This window comes from Dyella choica (assembly GCF_003977665.1).
In the GTDB taxonomy this organism is placed as follows: domain Bacteria; phylum Pseudomonadota; class Gammaproteobacteria; order Xanthomonadales; family Rhodanobacteraceae; genus Dyella_B; species Dyella_B choica.
The window spans coordinates 1-16827 of the sequence record NZ_RYYV01000011.1 but is presented as its reverse complement, the minus strand read 5'-3'; the positions used below and the strand labels follow the sequence as shown (position 1 = coordinate 16827).

The window sequence follows — 16827 nt, the reverse complement described above, 5'->3', positions numbered from 1 at the left end:
CGCCAGATCTCTCTTCCAGAGATCAAAAAAATAGACGGCGCCCCAAAAGGGCGCCGTCTGCGCTTCCTGTCCCGGTACGCGAAAGGACCCCTGCCGTCCTGTCTCAGCGCGCGAATCGCGCAGCCTCTGCCCGCGAGAGTGCGGAAACATAAATGCAGAAAGCATGCCAGCTTCACGTAGGAGATTTCTGGCGCGGCGGTTCGCAGTACCATAAGCGCTTGTCTGCCCTTGTGTTACTCCGATGTTCCACCCCAGTTCCTATGACGTGATCGTGATCGGCGGCGGCCACGCCGGCACCGAGGCTGCGCTCGCTTCGGCGCGCTGCGGCGCGCGCACGCTGCTGTTGAGCCACAACATCGAGACGATCGGCCAGATGAGCTGCAACCCGGCCATCGGCGGCATCGGCAAAGGCCATCTGGTGAAAGAAATCGACGCGCTGGGCGGTGCCATGGCGCAAGCCGCCGATCGGGCCGGTATCCAATGGCGCACGCTGAATGCTTCCAAGGGTCCGGCCGTGCGCGCCACCCGCTGCCAGGCCGACCGCGTGTTGTACAAGGCTGCCATCCGCCGCATGGTGGAAACCCAGCCCAACCTGGACCTGTTCCAGCAGGCGGTGGACGACCTGCTGATCGAGCAGGGACGCGTGGTGGGTGCGGTGACGCAAATGGGCGTTTCCTTCCGTGCCAGGTCCGTAGTGCTCACCGCGGGCACTTTTCTGGCCGGCAAGATCCATATCGGTCCCGCCCAATATGCCGGCGGCCGTGCCGGTGACCCGCCTGCAACTACGCTGGCGCAGCGCCTGCGCGAGCTGCCGGTGGCGGCGGACCGTCTGAAGACCGGCACGCCGCCGCGCATCGACTTGCGCAGCATCGACTTCAGCGGCCTGGAGCAGCAGCCGGGTGACGATCCGGCCCCGGTGTTCTCCTATCTCGGTACCCGCGACGACCATCCCCGCCAGATGAGCTGCTGGATCACCCACACCAGCGCGCGCACGCACGAGATCATCCGCGGCGCGCTAGATCGCTCGCCGCTGTACACCGGCCAGATCGAGGGTGTGGGCCCGCGCTATTGCCCGTCCATCGAGGACAAAGTGGTGCGCTTTGCCGACAAGGGCTCGCACCAGATCTTCATCGAGCCGGAAGGACTGGACAGCTTCGAGATCTATCCGAACGGCATTTCCACCTCGCTGCCGTTCGACGTGCAGTTGGAACTGGTGCATTCGATCAAGGGCTTCGAGCAGGCGCACATCACCCGCCCCGGCTACGCGATCGAATACGACTATTTCGACCCGCGCGGACTTCATCCGTGGCTGGAAACCAGGACCGTCCCGGGCCTGTACTTCGCCGGCCAGATCAACGGCACCACCGGCTACGAGGAAGCGGCGGCGCAAGGCCTGATCGCCGGCCTCAACGCCGCTCTGGCGGTGCAAGGCAAGGCCCCCTGGTACCCGCGCCGCGATGAAGCCTACATCGGCGTGCTGATCGATGACCTCACCAGCAACGGCACCATCGAGCCCTATCGCATGTTCACTTCGCGCGCGGAATACCGCCTGCATCTGCGCGAGGACAACGCCGATCTGCGCCTCACCGAAACCGGTCATGCGCTGGGCGTGGTGCCACAGCTGCGCTTTGATGCCTTGCGCAGCAAGCGCGAAGCGGTGGAGCGGGAAACGCAACGGCTGGCCGGATTGTGGGCCGCACCGAACAACGCACTGGGAGCGGCGATCGAGCGCGAGCTCGGCGTGGCGGTAAGCCGCGAAACCCATGCGCTGGATCTGCTGCGCAGACCGGAACTGGACTACGCCAAGCTGGCCGGAGTACCCGAGCTGGGCCCGATGGTCGAACGCGAAGATGTCGCCGCCCAGGTCGAAGTGCAGGCCAAGTATGCCGGCTACCTCGAACGCCAGCACGCGGAGATCGAGCGCCAGCGCCGTCACGAGAACACGCTCATTCCCGCCAGCTTCGACTATGACAAGGTGCGCGGACTTTCCGCCGAGGTACTGCTGAAGCTCAAGCGCAGCATGCCCGTCACCATCGGCCAGGCGGCGCGCATCAGCGGTGTCACGCCCGCGGCCATTTCGTTGCTGCTGGTGCACCTGAAGCGCCGCGACGCCGCCTGAAGCAACGCCTCCATCAACTCGCGGTCACTTGTAGGCGCATGGCATCATGCGCTTTACGTATATCGAGGTACGCCCCATGGAAGTGTGGATTGGCCGCAACGGCGAACGTCACGGCCCCTATCAGGAAGAACAGATCAAGCATTGGTTGCGCAGCGGCCAGCTGAGCCGCGACGATCTGGGCTGGTACGACGGCCTGGCCGATTGGCAGCCGCTTTCGGTGCTGTTTCCGCTGGAGAAACCCACGCCGCCGCCTGCTCCCGACGCCTACGCGCCGCCGCCCTTGCAGCAGCCGCAGGCTGGCGCACCGGCGTTCGCCTATGCCGGCTTCTGGAAGCGCGTCGCGGCCTACATCATCGACGCATTCGTGCTGTATCTTCCGTTTTCGTTGTTGGAAATACCGTTCCACATGCGGGCTGCATACGATGCGCTGACCCTGCGCATCACTCATGAGACCGACCCGACGGCCGCGCTGACGGCCTATCAGCATTTTTATGCTGAGCAATGGCCGTACTTCCTGACTACGCTCATTCTCGGCTGGCTGTATTTCGCCATCTGCGAAAGCTCCTCCTGGCAGGCAACCGTCGGCAAGCTGGCACTGGGCATGCGCGTGACCGACTTGAATGGCGCGCGCATTTCGTTCGGTCGCGCACTGGGACGCTATGGTGGCAAATTCATCAGCGGCTTCATCATGTGCATCGGCTTCCTGATGATCGCCTTCACGCAGCGCAAGCAAGGCCTGCATGACATGTTCGCCAATACGCTCGTACTCAATGGCCGCGCCAGCGATTTAAAACGGGACACATCCGAGCGTCCGCGCAACGACAAGGGCTCGTTCCACGCCTGAATTGCCGCCCATGAAACGCGCACCGGAACCATCCTGCGCCGCTCCCTACCTGCTCTGCGCATCTTGGTATCATCCAGTCTTTCGTAACCATACGCCGCAAGCATAAGGCCGGCGCAAGGAAGTATTGCTTCATCATGCTCAGCATCGAACAACGCATCGCCCAAGACATCGCCGCCAAGTCGGAACAGGTCCGCGCAGCCGTGGACTTGCTCGATGGCGGCGCCACCGTGCCGTTCATCGCGCGTTACCGCAAGGAAGTCACTGGCGGCCTCGACGATACGCAACTGCGAACGCTCGAGGAACGCCTGCGTTATCTGCGCGAACTGGAGGAACGCCGCAGCGCGATCCTCGCCAGCATCGAGGAACAAGGCAAGCTCACCGACGCGCTGAAGCAGGACATCGTCGAAGCCGACACCAAGGCACGCCTGGAAGATCTTTACCTGCCCTACAAGCCCAAGCGCCGCACCAAAGCACAGATCGCGCGTGAAGCCGGCCTGGAACCGCTTGCCATCGGCCTGCGTGAAGACCCCACGCAGGCGCCCGAAGCGTTCGCCGTGCCGTTCGTCGACGCGGAAAAAGGTGTGTCCGATGTGCGCACCGCCCTCGATGGCGCGCGCGCGATCCTGATGGAAAGCATCGCCGAAGATGCGCAACTGCTGGGCGAACTGCGCGACTGGCTATGGGACAAAGGCCAGATCCGCGCCAAGCTGGTTGAAGGCAAGGAACACGAAGGCGCGAAATTCCGCGACTACTTCGATCACATGGAGCCGATCGGCAAAATTCCGTCGCATCGCCTGCTCGCCCTGATGCGCGCGCGCAACGAAGGCGTGATCGAACTGGAGCTGCTGCCCACGCTGGAAGCCGAGCAGGGCCACCACGAAGCCGAAGGCCGTGTCGCATCGCATGCCAACATCATCGACCGCGGTCGCGCGGCGGATGCATGGCTGCGTGAAACAGTACGCATGACCTGGCGCGTGAAGCTGCATCTGCATCTCACGCTGGATCTGTTCGGTCGCGTGCGCGAAGGGGCCGAAGACGAAGCGATCCGCGTGTTCGGCGACAATCTCAAGGACCTGCTGCTGGCCGCGCCGGCCGGCGCAAAAACCGTGATGGGGCTGGACCCGGGCATTCGCACCGGCGTGAAGGTGGCGGTGGTCGATGCCACCGGCAAGCTGCTGGCCACCGACACCATCTATCCGCATGAGCCGCGCAATCAGTGGGATCAGTCGATCGCGCGCCTGGCGGTGCTCAGCAAGCAGCATGGCGTGAACCTGATCGCCATCGGCAACGGCACGGCATCGCGTGAAACCGACAAACTGGCCAGCGAGCTGATCAAGAAGCATGCGGATCTGAAGTTGGCCAAGATCGTGGTGAGCGAAGCCGGTGCTTCGGTCTACTCCGCCTCTGAAACCGCAGCGAAGGAATTTCCCGAGCTTGATGTGAGCTTGCGCGGCGCCGTGTCCATTGCTCGCCGCCTGCAAGACCCACTGGCCGAACTGGTGAAGATCGAACCCAAGGCGATCGGCGTCGGCCAGTATCAGCACGATGTGAATCAGGTAAAGCTGGCGCGCACGCTGGATGCCAAGGTGGAAGACTGCGTGAATGCCGTCGGCGTCGACGTGAACACCGCTTCCGCGGCGTTGCTTTCGCGCGTGGCAGGGCTTACGCCGAGCGTTGCCGAGAACGTAGTGAAGCATCGCGACGCCAATGGTCCCTTCGCCAATCGCAAGGCCCTGCTGAAAGTGCCGCGCCTGGGCGACAAGGCTTTCGAGCAATGCGCGGGCTTTTTGCGCATCGCCAGTGGCGACAACCCTCTGGATGCAAGCTCCGTGCATCCAGAAGCCTACCCGGTGGTGGAACGCATCATCGCCCAATGCGGCCGCGAAGTGAAAAGCATCATCGGCGACAGCAGCTTCCTGCGCGGCCTCAAAGCCGAACAATTCACCGACGAGCGCTTCGGCCTGCCGACCGTACGCGACATTCTCAAGGAGCTGGAAAAGCCTGGCCGCGATCCGCGCCCGGAGTTCGTCGCACCCAGCTTCGCCGAGGGCGTGGAGAATTTGAAGGACCTCAAGCCCGGCATGATTCTCGAAGGCCGCGTCACCAACGTGGCCGCCTTCGGTGCGTTCGTCGACATCGGCGTGCATCAGGATGGCCTGGTGCACGTCTCTGCGCTCTCGCACAGCTTCGTGAAGGATCCGCGCGATGCCGTGAAGGCCGGCGACATCGTCAAGGTGAAGGTGATGGAGGTGGATATCGCACGCCAGCGTATCGCCCTTTCCATGCGCCTGGATGACGAACCGGGGCAGCAGGCACGCGGCGGCAAGCCCGCTGGCGGCGAAGCACGTGGTGGACGTGATGGACGCGGCCCCCGGCCAGGCGCCTCCTCGCCAAAACCGTCCGCGGCGCCAGCCAACAGCGCGTTTGCGGATGCCTTCTCCAAGGCACTCAAGCGTTAGGCCAGACCAGGTGACGTAGGCTGGGATGGCAATCCCGGCTTTCGGGTGTTGCTGATGCTGGAATTGTCATCCCAGCCTATCCAATACCTCGAAAACACTCTTGCGGGTAGATGCCTTGCTTGCAGCGCAGCATGCGCTGCCGTATGGCATGCATTAACGTAACGCCCTGATAACAAACAGACGCAGGAGCACCCACATGTTGCACCCTCGCAAGATCGCCGGCGCCGTGGCGCTGGCCCTCGGAATGGTCGGCGCCGTACATGCTACGGGCAATCCGCATTCAACCTTCAACGGTGTGGTGGCCTTTGGCGACAGCCTCAGTGACGCAGGCAATATTTCACTGGCGACCAACCCCAGCATCCAGCCGCCGCTGGAGTTCACCACCAATCCCGGTGCGGTAACGGTACAGAACGTTGCAGCCGGCCTGGGCTATTCGTTGACCGCCTCGCTGGCCGGGGGCACCGACTACGCCTGGGGTGGCGCCGGCATCAACAACAACTCACCGGGCACGCCGGCCGCGGTGCCGACCATTACCAGCCAGGTAACCAGCTATCTGGCCAGCAACAGCGTGAACAGCCATGCCCTGTATACGATGTGGGGCGGCAACAACGATATCTTCAACGCTGCGACATCTGTGGCGGCTGGCTCTGCCGCCCAGCAGATCATCGCCCAAACGCTGGCCGCGCAGGCCTCCCAGGCGGTCGCCGCAGGACTGATCCCCAATAGCCCAGTCGCCATCGCTGCTTTCGAAGCGCAGATCACCCCCGCCGTGACCGCCCAGGTGAACTCCCAGGTAGCCGCGGCAGCAGGCGTGTCTTCGCTGCAAACCGCGCCCCAGGCCCAGGCCACCATCGCAGCCGCCGGGCAGCAGGAAGTGAAGCTGATTGGCGCGCTGCAGGCCGCCGGCGCCAAGAACATCGTGGTGTTCAACCTACCGAATATCGGCCTGACGCCGGAAGCGCTTGCGCAAGGCAGTGCCGCGGCGGCCTCGCTGACCGGCCTGAGCGTGATCTTCAACAGCCAGCTCAATGCGGGCCTTGGGCGATTGGGCAAAGGCATCATTCCGGTCAACACCTTCGCCCTGCTCAATCAGGCGATCGCCAATCCTGCGGCGTACGGCTTCACCAATGTCACCACACCGGCCTGCGGCGCCGGCTCCAGTTCGGTGCAATGCGGTCCGCAGGGTTCCGGCCTGCCGTATACCTATGCGCCGGGTACGAATCAGACCTATTTTTTTGCGGATGGCGTGCACCCCACGACCGCGGCTCACATGATGTTGTCGCAGGTGGTGCTGTCGGAGCTGGCCGCGCCGCAACAGATCTCGTTGCTGCAGGAAGCCCCGCTTACCGCCGTGACCACGCAGACCGCCGTGGTGCGCAACCAGATGATGGCCGACAACTTCGGCAGCACCACGCGCGCATTCGCCAATATCAACTATTCGAACCAGCGCTTCGATCAGCGCGCCGGCGCACCGAAGACCACCAGCAACAACGTCGATCTCACCGTCGGTGCCGATATCCACGCGACTGACAGCATCTCCGGGGGCGTCGCAGTGGGCATCGGCGAACACTATGCCGACGTTAGCGGTGGTGGCGGCTACAAACTGCAGGCGCTCACCGGCCTGGGCTACCTCACCTGGCACACCGGCGGCGCCTATGCCGGCGTGTATGGCGATTTCGGCCAGGCCAGCTATACCAATGTCAACCGCGTGTTCATGATCGGCAACGATCGCACCCACGAGAGCGGCAAGGTCGATGGCTCGTATGTCGGCTTAGGGCTGCACGGGGGTTACTGGTTCGACGTTGGCTCGCTGAAGACCGGTCCGTTCGCGAATTTCGAATACCAGAACATCAAGATCGACGGCTACAGTGAAAACGGCAACGATGCGACGGCGATGTGGTTCGGCCGCCAGCAGCGCAACGCCCTGATCAGCACGCTGGGCTGGCGCCTGCAGGGCCACTGGCAGTACAGCGGCATGGACCTGGCCCCGTTTGTCGAACTGGGCTGGAACCACGACAGCCGTGCTGGCACCGACATGGTGACCGCCGGCCTCAACAGCATGAACGGCAGCTTCGAGATGGCCGGCTTCACGCCGAAAAAGAACTGGGGTTCGGCCAACGTGGGCCTGAGCGCACAGATCACCCCGAACCTCTCCGGCTGGATCGCCTACAACGGCCATTTCGCTGACAACAGCCAGCGCATCAATGGCGTCAACCTTGGAATGAAGCTCGGCTTTTAAGCCGGGCCTGGCCCCTGGCCACAAAAAAGCCGCCCGGTTCAGGGCGGCTTTTTTTATGCTGACATTGGCAAGCGGGGCTTATTTGCCCTTGCCGCCCGTCGCCATGTTGAGAATGTCCTTGGCCTGCTGCTGCAGATTCTGGGCATCGCTGTCACCCAACGGCGAAGAGCTGCCGCCGGCTTCATGCGTCTTCAGCACCAGCGAACCGTCGTCACCCCAGCCCGCGGTATCCACCGCAGTGGGCTTGGCATTCTGGCTCGGCTTATGCTGCTGCTGCGCGACCCACGGCTTGCCGTCCTTGTAGGCGTAATCGGTGCTGGTGAAGCCCTTGTCACCGTAGTCGACCAGCTCACGGATGAACTTCACTTCGCCGCCGTCACGGAATACCTGCCAGGCGCGCGAAGCGTTCTGCTCAAGCTTGGTGCCGGCCGTACGCTTCATGCCACCGATCTGCTTCTGCACGCCCAGGAACGCGACGAGCTGCTTTTCGCCCGGGGTCTGCTCCGGGGCAAGTTCGATGTTGACGTTGGCGGTCGGGTTGCCCTTGGTCAGCACCGGCACCTGCAGCGGCATCATGTAATGGCGGTCGCCGTCGGTCAGCTGCGCCTGCACGATGTAGAGATCGTTGGTGGCCACGTTGGCGGGATTGAAATCCAGCTCGAACTGCTGCGGGAACGTCGTGGCCGGCGCGATCTGCTTGGTCGCCAGCGGAGCGGAGCCCTGCGCCGTCACATCGACGATGCTGATGTCGAGCTTGTCCTGCGGCGAGGGCGTGATGCCGCCACGGAGCGTGACGGTACCGGTGACGCTATGCGCGGCGGTAGCCGGCGCACTCGCATCCGTACCATCCGTGCCGGTCGACGACGCCGGACTTGAAGAATTATTGCAGCCGGCTACTGCCACCGCTGCCACTGTCATCAGCGACCAAACAACGCTGCGCATGGAATGGGAACCTCGGGTTGGATCAATTCGAACGCGATGCTTGCCGAACGCGTCGCGTCGCAAACAGCGCGGGGGAGCCTCAGAGCATAGCCCAAAGAGCACTGGCGGAAAAGTCAACGGGCAAAGTGACCCATTCGCCGCCGTATGTTCAGCTCGGGTACGCGGAGCCGTGTCGTCCATGGATGAATAGGTTAGCGGCTTTAGCGGGATGGCCAATGCCGTAAAACACGGGGCAAATGGCGCCAGATCAAGGCATCCGGGGCTATCGGCATCGGCTTGGCTCGACCGGGTCGAGCCCGCTGTCGCCGCAGTTTCTTGCCACCTTCCGAACCCTGGGGTGTCAACCCCGAAACGACTTCCGCGTTTGTGCGGCGTAGGATGACGTCTTCTCCGCGCTGCCATCCGCAAAATAAAGCAGTTCCGGACCATAATCTTGCGGCGGACGGCATTTTCGCGACAGCCCGTTGGTCTATAAAACAGGAAGGCTGGCAAGCACTTACCAGTCAAACAGTCGAAAATATTGTGGAATTCCCGCGATGAACCTGCAAGCCCATACCCCCCTGGTTGAGCCGGCCAATACCTTCGCCGATCGCATAAAATTGCTGATCCAGAGGGTAGGCAGCGTCACGGAGATCGCACGCATGTGCGGGTTTTCGGAGGGGGTGGTGCGCAGCTGGCGCGACGGGAATACGGACCCCTCGCGCGCGCGTTGCGTTACGCTGGCGCGCACTCTTGGCATCTCCCTGGTCTGGCTGGTCGCCGGCGAGGGATCGATGCTCGATCCCGGCGCGGTGGTTTCCGATGACATGAACACCACCAACGCCGAGTCGATCGCCTCGCGCCATCGCACCAAGCTGCGCGCCGCCGCCGACACCCTCGTGGCCGGCGGCATGGATGTGCAGCGCTTGAACACGGCGCTGCGCATTTTGCAGTCGGAACTGGAGCTGGCGGACAGCCAGCTGACCTTGGCCGAAAACGCCGACATGCTCGCCGAGCTTTACGACATCCTCGGTCCGGGCGGCAATGACGTCGATGCAACAGCGATGGTGACGTTCAATCACCGCCTTGCCGAGCGACTGAAAGGTCTCGCGGCGAATCGACTCGCGTCCTGATCCGCTTTCGAACGGGCAAAAAAAACGGCAGCACGCAGCTGCCGTTTTTTTTGGTTTCCCGCCGCGCCGTTACAGGCGCGCTATATCGGCAATGGCAGTGAATTGAGCCTTCAATCGCCCAAGCAGGGCGAGCCGATTGGCGCGCACCACCGGGTTCTCGGCATTCACCAGCACGTGATCGAAAAACGCATCGACAGGCGCCTGCAACTGGGCCAGGCGCGCGAGTACGGCGGTGTAATCCCGGCGTCCTAACGCGGCAGCGGTATCGGTTTGCGCGGCTTCCAGCGCTTGCGCGAGCGCACGCTCGGCATCTTCCTCGAAATGCGCAGGATCGACCTGCTCGCGGACACTCTGCACGCCGTGCTCTTCCTGCTGCTTGCGCAGGATGTTCGCAACGCGCTTGTTGGCGCCCGCCAGGCTTGCCGCCTCCGGCTGCCGCCCGAATTCGACCACAGCGCGCAGGCGGCGATCGAAATCGACCAGGCTTACCGGCGTCACCGCCAGCACGGCTTCGTATTGCTCGGTGGTGTAGCCCTTTTCGGCGTAGTAGCCACGCAGGCGCTCGAGCACGAATTCGTTGAGCTCTGCCGCCAGCGCAGCACGGCGCTGACCGGGATCGAGCGTGGGCGCCTTGCCGTCCTTGCCAGGCTTCAGACCGGCAGCCAGGGCCGTCTCCGGCAACAATTCCAACGCTTCGCAGAACAGCGCCTTGTGGTCGAACTCAAGCCGGCCCTCGATCAAGGTGCGCGCCAAACCCAGTGCCGCGCGACGCAAGGCGAACGGATCCTTGTTGCCGCTGGGCTTCAAGCCCACCGAAAAAATACCGGCCAGCGTGTCGACGCGCTCGGCGATCGCGAGCACCTGCCCTACCTTGCCTGCGGCGATCGTGTCACCCGCGAAGCGTGGCTGGTAAACGCTATCGAGCGCGTCGGCCACTTCCGGCGATTCCCGGTCGTGCTGCGCGTAGTAGCGGCCCATCACCCCCTGCAGCTCGGGGAATTCCCCAACCATGCGCGTAAGCAGGTCGCATTTGGCCAGACTTGCCGCGCGCGTCGCCATCGCGGCGTCGACACCGACTCGATTGGCGATGATGCGTGCGATCTCGGCCACGCGTACGCTCTTGTCCCACAGGCTGCCTAGTGCCTGCTGATAGGTCACGTTCTTCAAGCCATCCTGATAGCTCGCCAGCGATGTCTTCAGGTCTTCATCCCAGAAGAACTTCGCGTCGGCGAAGCGCGGACGGATCACGCGTTCGTAGCCTTTGCGAATCTCGCCCGGATGCTTGCTGTCGATGTTGGCGATGCCGATGAAGTGCTCGCTGAGCCTGCCTTGGGCGTCGAACACCGGCACGAACTTCTGGTTGGCCTCCATCGTGGTGACCAGGGCTTCGGGTGGCACGCTCAGGAATTCGCGGTCGAACGCGCAGGCGATCGCCACCGGCCATTCGGTGAGGTTGGCGATTTCATCCAGCAGTGCGTCGTCGAGCCGCGGAGTGCCGCCGGTTTCCTTCGCCACCCGGGCTACTTCGGCGCGAACGCGTTGCCGGCGCTCGATCGGATCGACCAGCACTTTCGCCATGCGCAGCGCATCGACATAGCTGTCCGCATCCGCCAGATGCACGGGTTGCGGATGCATGAAGCGGTGGCCACGCGACTGGCGGCCGCTGCGCAAACCCAGCACCTCGCCTTCGACGATTTGCGATCCATGCAGCATCACCAGCCAGTGCACCGGGCGCACGAAGCTGTAATCGTGGTCAGCCCAGCGCATGGGCCTGGGGATAGGCAGGCCTTTGAGCGCTTCGTCGACGATCTCAGGCAGCAGGTCGGCGACCGGCTGGCCGGGCTTGACGCTGCGATAGACGAACCAGGACCCCTTGTCGGTTTCGAGCTTCTGCAGCTGCTCCACGCTCGCCCCACAGGACTGCGCAAAACCGATCAGCGCCTTGCTGGGTTGGCCTTGCGCATCGACCGCGGCATTCACCGCTGGACCACGGCGTTCGATCGACTGCTCCGGCTGCGCAGCAGCGACTTCCGGGACATAGACGGCCAAACGCCGCGGAGTGACATACAGCATCGCCTGTTCAAGCTGCGCAGCGATGCCACGCTTGCCCAGGCCTTCGCAGATACCGCGCAGAAACGAGGCACCCAGTTCGTCCAACGCCCTCGGCGGCAGTTCTTCCGTGCCCAGCTCGACGAGCAATGACTTGGCGGCGCTCATGCGGCCTGCTCCTTTTTCGGTTGCTTCAATCCCGGGAACCCGAGCTTTTCGCGCTGCGCCACGTAAGCTTCGGCTACGCTGCGCGACAAGGTACGCACGCGCAGGATGTAGCGCTGCCGTTCGGTGACGCTGATCGCGCGGCGTGCATCGAGCAGATTGAAGGTATGGCTTGCCTTCATCACTTGCTCATAGGCCGGCAACGGCAAGCCTGCGGCGATCAGCTTGTTGGCTTCGCCTTCGCACACGTCGAACCAGCGCAACAACTCCGCTACGTTGGCATGCTCGAAGTTGTAGGTGCTCTGCTCCACTTCGTTCTGATGGAACACGTCGCCGTAGCTGACCTTGCCGTGCGGGGCTTCCGTCCAGACCAGGTCGTAGATGTTGTCCACGTTCTGCAGGTACATGGCCAGGCGTTCCAGGCCGTAGGTGATTTCGCCGGTGACCGGCCTGCATTCCAGGCCGCCGGCCTGTTGGAAGTAGGTGAACTGAGTGACTTCCATGCCATTGAGCCACACCTCCCAGCCCAGGCCCCAGGCGCCGAGCGTGGGCGACTCCCAGTTGTCCTCCACGAAACGCAGGTCGTGCACCTGCGGATCGAGGCCGAGCTCCTTGAGCGAGCCGATATAGAGCTCGAGGATGTTCTCCGGGTTCGGCTTCATCACCACCTGATATTGGTAGTAATGCTGCAGGCGATTGGGATTTTCGCCGTAGCGGCCATCCGTAGGGCGGCGGCAGGGCTGCACATAAGCCGCGGCCCAGGGCTCGGGCCCGAGCGCACGCAGGAACGTGGCGGGGTGGAAAGTGCCGGCACCGACTTCGGTATCGAGCGGCTGCAGCAGCACGCAACCCTGGCGGCCCCAATAGCGATTGAGGGTCTGGATCACATCCTGGAAGGTAGGCGCGGACATCTCTTCCCTAACCTGAGTGTAAAGCGCGTTAGTATAGCCGCAGCGCAACTTTTCGCCGTTTTTCCAGCGCTACAAGGGGAAATCCACCCATGGCAGCTACGCAACAAATCGCCTCCATGCTGGGCCGGCGCGGCCGGCTGGCGCTGGACGACCTCCTGGCCGCGCTGGTCGTGGATGGCTATCTTTCGGCCGACGATGCCAAGCAGCTGCGCGTGGGACATCACGCCGGGCGCAGCTCGGTGGAGCTGAACCCGCTGGTGATCATCGCCAATGCCAAGCTCATCAACCGCAGGGAGCCGGGCCGACCGCTCAGCCTGGAGGGCTTGACCGAATGGCTGGCCGGCCAGGCGGGCCTGCCGTACCTGAAAATCGACCCGATGAAGATCAACGTGGCGGCGGTTACACAGGTGGTCAGCCACGCCTACGCGCAGCGCCATCGTATTTTGCCGGTAGCTGCGACACCCGGCGAGGTAACGTTCGCCACGGCGGAGCCGTTCGACAATTCCTGGTCGAAGGATCTGGCGCAGATGCTGCGCCGGGACGTGCACCGCGTGGTTTGCAGTCCCATCGACATCAACCGTTATCTGCAGGAGTTCTACGGCGTCCAGCGTTCGATCCAGCTCGCCAAGGACGCCAAGAACCAGGGCGGCTACGACTCCTCGGCCCTGCTGAATTTCGAGCAGTTGCTGGAGCTGGGCAAGGCCGGCGAAGTAGGTGCCGACGATCGCCATGTCGTGCATATCGTCGACTGGCTGCTGCAATATGCCTTTGAGCAACGCGCATCGGACATCCACCTTGAGCCACGCCGCGAAGCAGGCGTCATGCGTTTTCGCATCGACGGCGTGATGCACAAGGTCTTCGAGCTGCCGCCGCCGGTGATGACGGCGGTGACGTCGCGCATCAAGATCCTCTCGCGCATGGACGTGGCGGAGAAGCGCCGTCCGCAGGACGGTCGCATCAAGACGCGGGCCACCTCGGGCCGCGAAGTGGAATTGCGTATTTCCAGCATGCCCACCGCGTTCGGCGAAAAGATGGTGATGCGTATCTTCGACCCCGACATCGTGGCGAAGGATTTCTCGCAGCTCGGCTTTTCGCCGGCGGAAGACACCATGTGGCGAAGCATGGTGGAGCGTCCGCATGGCATCGTGCTGGTCACCGGACCGACCGGCTCGGGCAAGACCACTACGCTGTATTCCACGCTGAAGCATCTGGCCACGCCGGACATCAACGTGTGCACGGTCGAGGATCCGATCGAAATGGTCTCGCCCGAGTTCAACCAGATGCAGGTCCAGCCTGCGATCGATCTGGACTTCGCGACCGGCGTGCGGACACTGCTGCGCCAGGACCCGGACATCATCATGGTCGGCGAAATCCGCGACCTGGAAACGGCGCAGATGGCGGTGCAGGCTTCATTGACCGGCCACCTGGTGCTATCCACGCTGCATACCAACGATGCGCCCAGTGCCGTGACGCGACTGCTCGACCTGGGCGTTCCGCATTACCTGATTCAATCCACGCTGACCGGAGTGGTCGCACAGCGCCTGGTGCGCACCCTGTGCCCGCATTGCAAGCTGGAAACGCAACAGGATCCGCACGAGTGGGCGGTGCTGACGCATGGCTGGTCGATGCCGGTGCCCGAACGCGTGTTCAAGCCGCTGGGTTGCCTGGAGTGCCGCCACACCGGCTTCATGGGCCGCACCGGCATTTATGAAATGATGCCCTTGAGTCCGCGCCTGCGTGGCATGATCAGCGCGCAGCTCGACCTGATTCATTTCGCCCAGGCGGCCTTGCTCGAAGGCATGCGCCCGTTGCGCATTTCCGCGGCAGACCAGGTTGCACGCGGCCTGACCACCGTGCAGGAAGTGCTGACCGTGGTACCTCCCGTGGAGCACGTTGAAGATACGCCTCGCTGAAAGCTCTTACCCCGATAGCCTGCATGAAACCCGTTCTGATCATCCGTACCGGCCAGGCCCCCGAGAGCATCCGGGCACGGCATGGCGATTTTCCCCATTGGTTTCGCCTTGGCGCACAGCTTGCGCCGCAACGGTTGCGCGTAGTGAACGTCGCAGCGGGAGAAGCCTTGCCGTCCCCCCAGGAAATAGCCGGCGCGTTGATCACCGGCTCTGCGGCGATGGTGACCGACCGCGCACCATGGAGCGAGCAAACGGCGGGCTGGATCCGCAGCGCCATGGACATCGACCTGCCCTTGCTCGGCGTCTGCTATGGCCATCAGTTGATGGCGCATGCGTTGGGCGGACGTGTGGATTACCTGCCTGGAGGCAGGGAGATCGGTACGCTGCCGATCGAACTGCTGCCCGACGCGGCACAGGACGAGCTGACTACGTTTCTGCCGACACAATTTCGCGCGCATACCACCCACGAACAGAGCGTGCTTGAGGTCCCCAGGGACGCGAAGGTGCTGGCTCATTCGGCGCGCGATCCCCACCACTTGATTCGCTATGGCCAAAACGCCGTCAGCGTGCAGTTCCATCCGGAATTCAACGCCGACGTGATGCGCGCCTACATTCAGCGCAAGCACCACGATATGCGTCGCGAAGGTTTCGATCCGCACCGCGCCTATCGGCAAGTGGCGGCGACGCCTTTGGCACGGCGCCTACTGAAGATGTTCTCGCGACATCACGGACTCAGCCGCGTATAGCGTTAGCGGCTACGCGGCGGCATGGGAAAAGGCGTGACTTTCTGGCCGTCCGCCGCATCGCGAATGGCCAGCGCGCCCTTGCGATCCACTTCCTCGATGCGCACGATCGCCTGCATGGGCAAGTGCAGCATGCGCGTATCCTTGAACTCCTCGCGCAGGCGTTCTTCGGTGGGATCGACCACGATCCCTTCGCCAGCCGGCTCGAATACCAGGTCGCCCACTTCAGTAAAACCCCATAGGCCGCTCGAAGCGACATGCCGGGCATACAGCTCGTAGCACTTGCTCAGGTGCAGGAAAGTGACTTTGTAAAGTTTCTGAGTACGCATGGCGCCTATCTTACTTGCGCATGCGGCGCATGATTGCGTCGCGGGACAACAGGGCGAGCAGCACGCCGAACAGAAATCCGGCCAGATGCGTCCACCAGGCATAGCCACCGTAGCTGGGGCCGCCCACGTAGCTGAAAAGCAACTGCAGCAGCGCCCAGATCCCGATCAGCAGGAACGCAGGCACGCGCACGAACTCAAGATAGAAGCCAAGGGGCAGCACCAAGCCGAGGCGCGCCCGTGGAAATAACGAAACGTAGGCTCCCAGCACCGCCGACACGGCACCACTGCAACCGATGATCGGCCTGACTTCCCCCGCGAGGGAAATCGCTCCGGCAAAGTTGGCAACGACCCCACCGACCAGGAACAGTGCCAGAAAGCGGATCGATCCCAGGGTACGTTCCGCCGGCACGCCAAAAATCATCAGGAACAACAGGTTGCTGAGAAGATGCAACCAAGCGACATGGATGAACAGGGCCGTGACCAGACGCAACAATGCCGGATCGCGCAGCTTCTGCCAGAACGGCTGGTGCGTGTCGAAGACATTGGCCGGAATGGTGCCCCATTCCAGCAAGAAAGTGACACGTTGCGGTGGAGACATCAGAGCCAGGGTCACGAAGGTCACCACGCAGACGAGGATCAGCAGCGTGGCGGCCCAATGCAGGCGTGGCTGGCGCCGGGTTTCGACATTCACAAACACGGTGTTCTCCTCGACGCGTGTGCTGGTCGAGCGCTATTTTGCCTCACCGTCATTCCGGCGACGGCCGGAATCCAGTTTCAGTGCGCCGTGCGAAGCACTCGAAGTCTGGCTTTGAGTCCTTCGGACGCGTATTTAGACTGGATTCCGGCCTGCGCCGGAATGACGGTGAGGTACGTCAAAGTCCGTGCGTTTATCCGGCACAACGCGCGCAAAGCAAAACACCTTCCCGGATGGGAAGGCGTTTTAGGGATAAAGCCCCTGGCGGTGACCTGTTGCGGGTGCGCCGAGGCGCGTAAAGAAAAAAC

13 protein-coding genes are annotated in these 16827 nt (G+C 63.1%); 7 read left to right on the top strand and 6 right to left on the bottom strand.

What is annotated here, in order from left to right:
* Positions 1-241 precede the first annotated feature (241 nt).
* The 4 genes from mnmG (at position 242) to EKH80_RS14780 (ending at position 7661) form a co-directional block, all read left to right on the top strand.
* Positions 242-2119 carry a tRNA uridine-5-carboxymethylaminomethyl(34) synthesis enzyme MnmG gene (gene mnmG, locus EKH80_RS14795; RefSeq protein ID WP_126685550.1) on the top strand — a complete coding sequence of 626 codons (1878 nt, stop codon included), beginning with the start codon at positions 242-244 and terminating at the stop codon, positions 2117-2119.
* Between the two features lie 46 nt (positions 2120-2165).
* Entirely contained in the window at positions 2166-2963 is a 798-nt protein-coding gene (locus tag EKH80_RS14790) for an RDD family protein (RefSeq protein ID WP_230473713.1), read from the top strand.
* Between the two features lie 134 nt (positions 2964-3097).
* Positions 3098-5422: a Tex family protein gene (locus tag EKH80_RS14785; RefSeq protein WP_126685549.1), complete on the top strand. Its 2325-nt coding sequence runs from the start codon at positions 3098-3100 to the stop codon at positions 5420-5422.
* A 196-nt stretch (positions 5423-5618) separates the two neighbouring features.
* Complete coding sequence (locus tag EKH80_RS14780; protein ID WP_126685548.1) at positions 5619-7661, top strand: autotransporter outer membrane beta-barrel domain-containing protein; 2043 nt, start codon at positions 5619-5621, stop codon at positions 7659-7661.
* Between the two features lie 78 nt (positions 7662-7739).
* Here the strand turns inward: EKH80_RS14780 and EKH80_RS14775 are convergent, their stop codons facing one another.
* Positions 7740-8603 (bottom strand): YbaY family lipoprotein, encoded by an 864-nt coding sequence (locus EKH80_RS14775; RefSeq protein ID WP_126685547.1) that lies wholly within the window; start codon positions 8601-8603, stop codon positions 7740-7742.
* Positions 8604-9139: 536 nt separating this feature from the next.
* Between EKH80_RS14775 and EKH80_RS14770 the strand changes: the two genes are divergently transcribed.
* Positions 9140-9715 (top strand): helix-turn-helix domain-containing protein, encoded by a 576-nt coding sequence (locus EKH80_RS14770; RefSeq protein ID WP_126685546.1) that lies wholly within the window; start codon positions 9140-9142, stop codon positions 9713-9715.
* A gap of 69 nt (positions 9716-9784) precedes the next feature.
* Here EKH80_RS14770 and glyS read toward each other — a convergent pair whose 3' ends face one another.
* Both glyS and glyQ read right to left on the bottom strand, forming a co-directional pair.
* Complete coding sequence (gene glyS, locus EKH80_RS14765) at positions 9785-11932, bottom strand: glycine--tRNA ligase subunit beta (RefSeq protein WP_126685545.1); 2148 nt, start codon at positions 11930-11932, stop codon at positions 9785-9787.
* Positions 11929-12840 carry a glycine--tRNA ligase subunit alpha gene (gene glyQ, locus EKH80_RS14760; protein ID WP_126685544.1) on the bottom strand — a complete coding sequence of 304 codons (912 nt, stop codon included), beginning with the start codon at positions 12838-12840 and terminating at the stop codon, positions 11929-11931. The genes glyS and glyQ overlap by 4 nt, the downstream gene beginning before the upstream one ends.
* Before the next feature lie 89 nt (positions 12841-12929).
* On the opposite strand from glyQ, the gene tfpB reads away from it, so the two are divergent.
* Together tfpB and EKH80_RS14750 are read left to right on the top strand one after the other, a co-directional pair.
* A complete protein-coding gene (gene tfpB, locus EKH80_RS14755; protein WP_126685543.1) occupies positions 12930-14753 on the top strand; it encodes a type IV pilus assembly ATPase TfpB in 1824 nt (607 codons plus the stop codon).
* Positions 14754-14776: 23 nt separating this feature from the next.
* Positions 14777-15499, top strand: coding sequence for a glutamine amidotransferase (locus EKH80_RS14750; protein ID WP_126685542.1), 723 nt, complete (start codon positions 14777-14779; stop codon positions 15497-15499).
* A gap of 2 nt (positions 15500-15501) precedes the next feature.
* Here the strand turns inward: EKH80_RS14750 and EKH80_RS14745 are convergent, their stop codons facing one another.
* The 3 genes from EKH80_RS14745 to EKH80_RS24210 all read right to left on the bottom strand — a co-directional run.
* Positions 15502-15825 carry a DUF1820 family protein gene (locus tag EKH80_RS14745; protein ID WP_126685541.1) on the bottom strand — a complete coding sequence of 108 codons (324 nt, stop codon included), beginning with the start codon at positions 15823-15825 and terminating at the stop codon, positions 15502-15504.
* 10 nt (positions 15826-15835) lie between these two features.
* Positions 15836-16522 carry a rhomboid family intramembrane serine protease gene (locus EKH80_RS14740; protein ID WP_230473711.1) on the bottom strand — a complete coding sequence of 229 codons (687 nt, stop codon included), beginning with the start codon at positions 16520-16522 and terminating at the stop codon, positions 15836-15838.
* Between the two features lie 77 nt (positions 16523-16599).
* A partial coding sequence (locus tag EKH80_RS24210; RefSeq protein ID WP_230473709.1) for a hypothetical protein occupies positions 16600-16827 on the bottom strand: 228 nt, incomplete at its 5' end.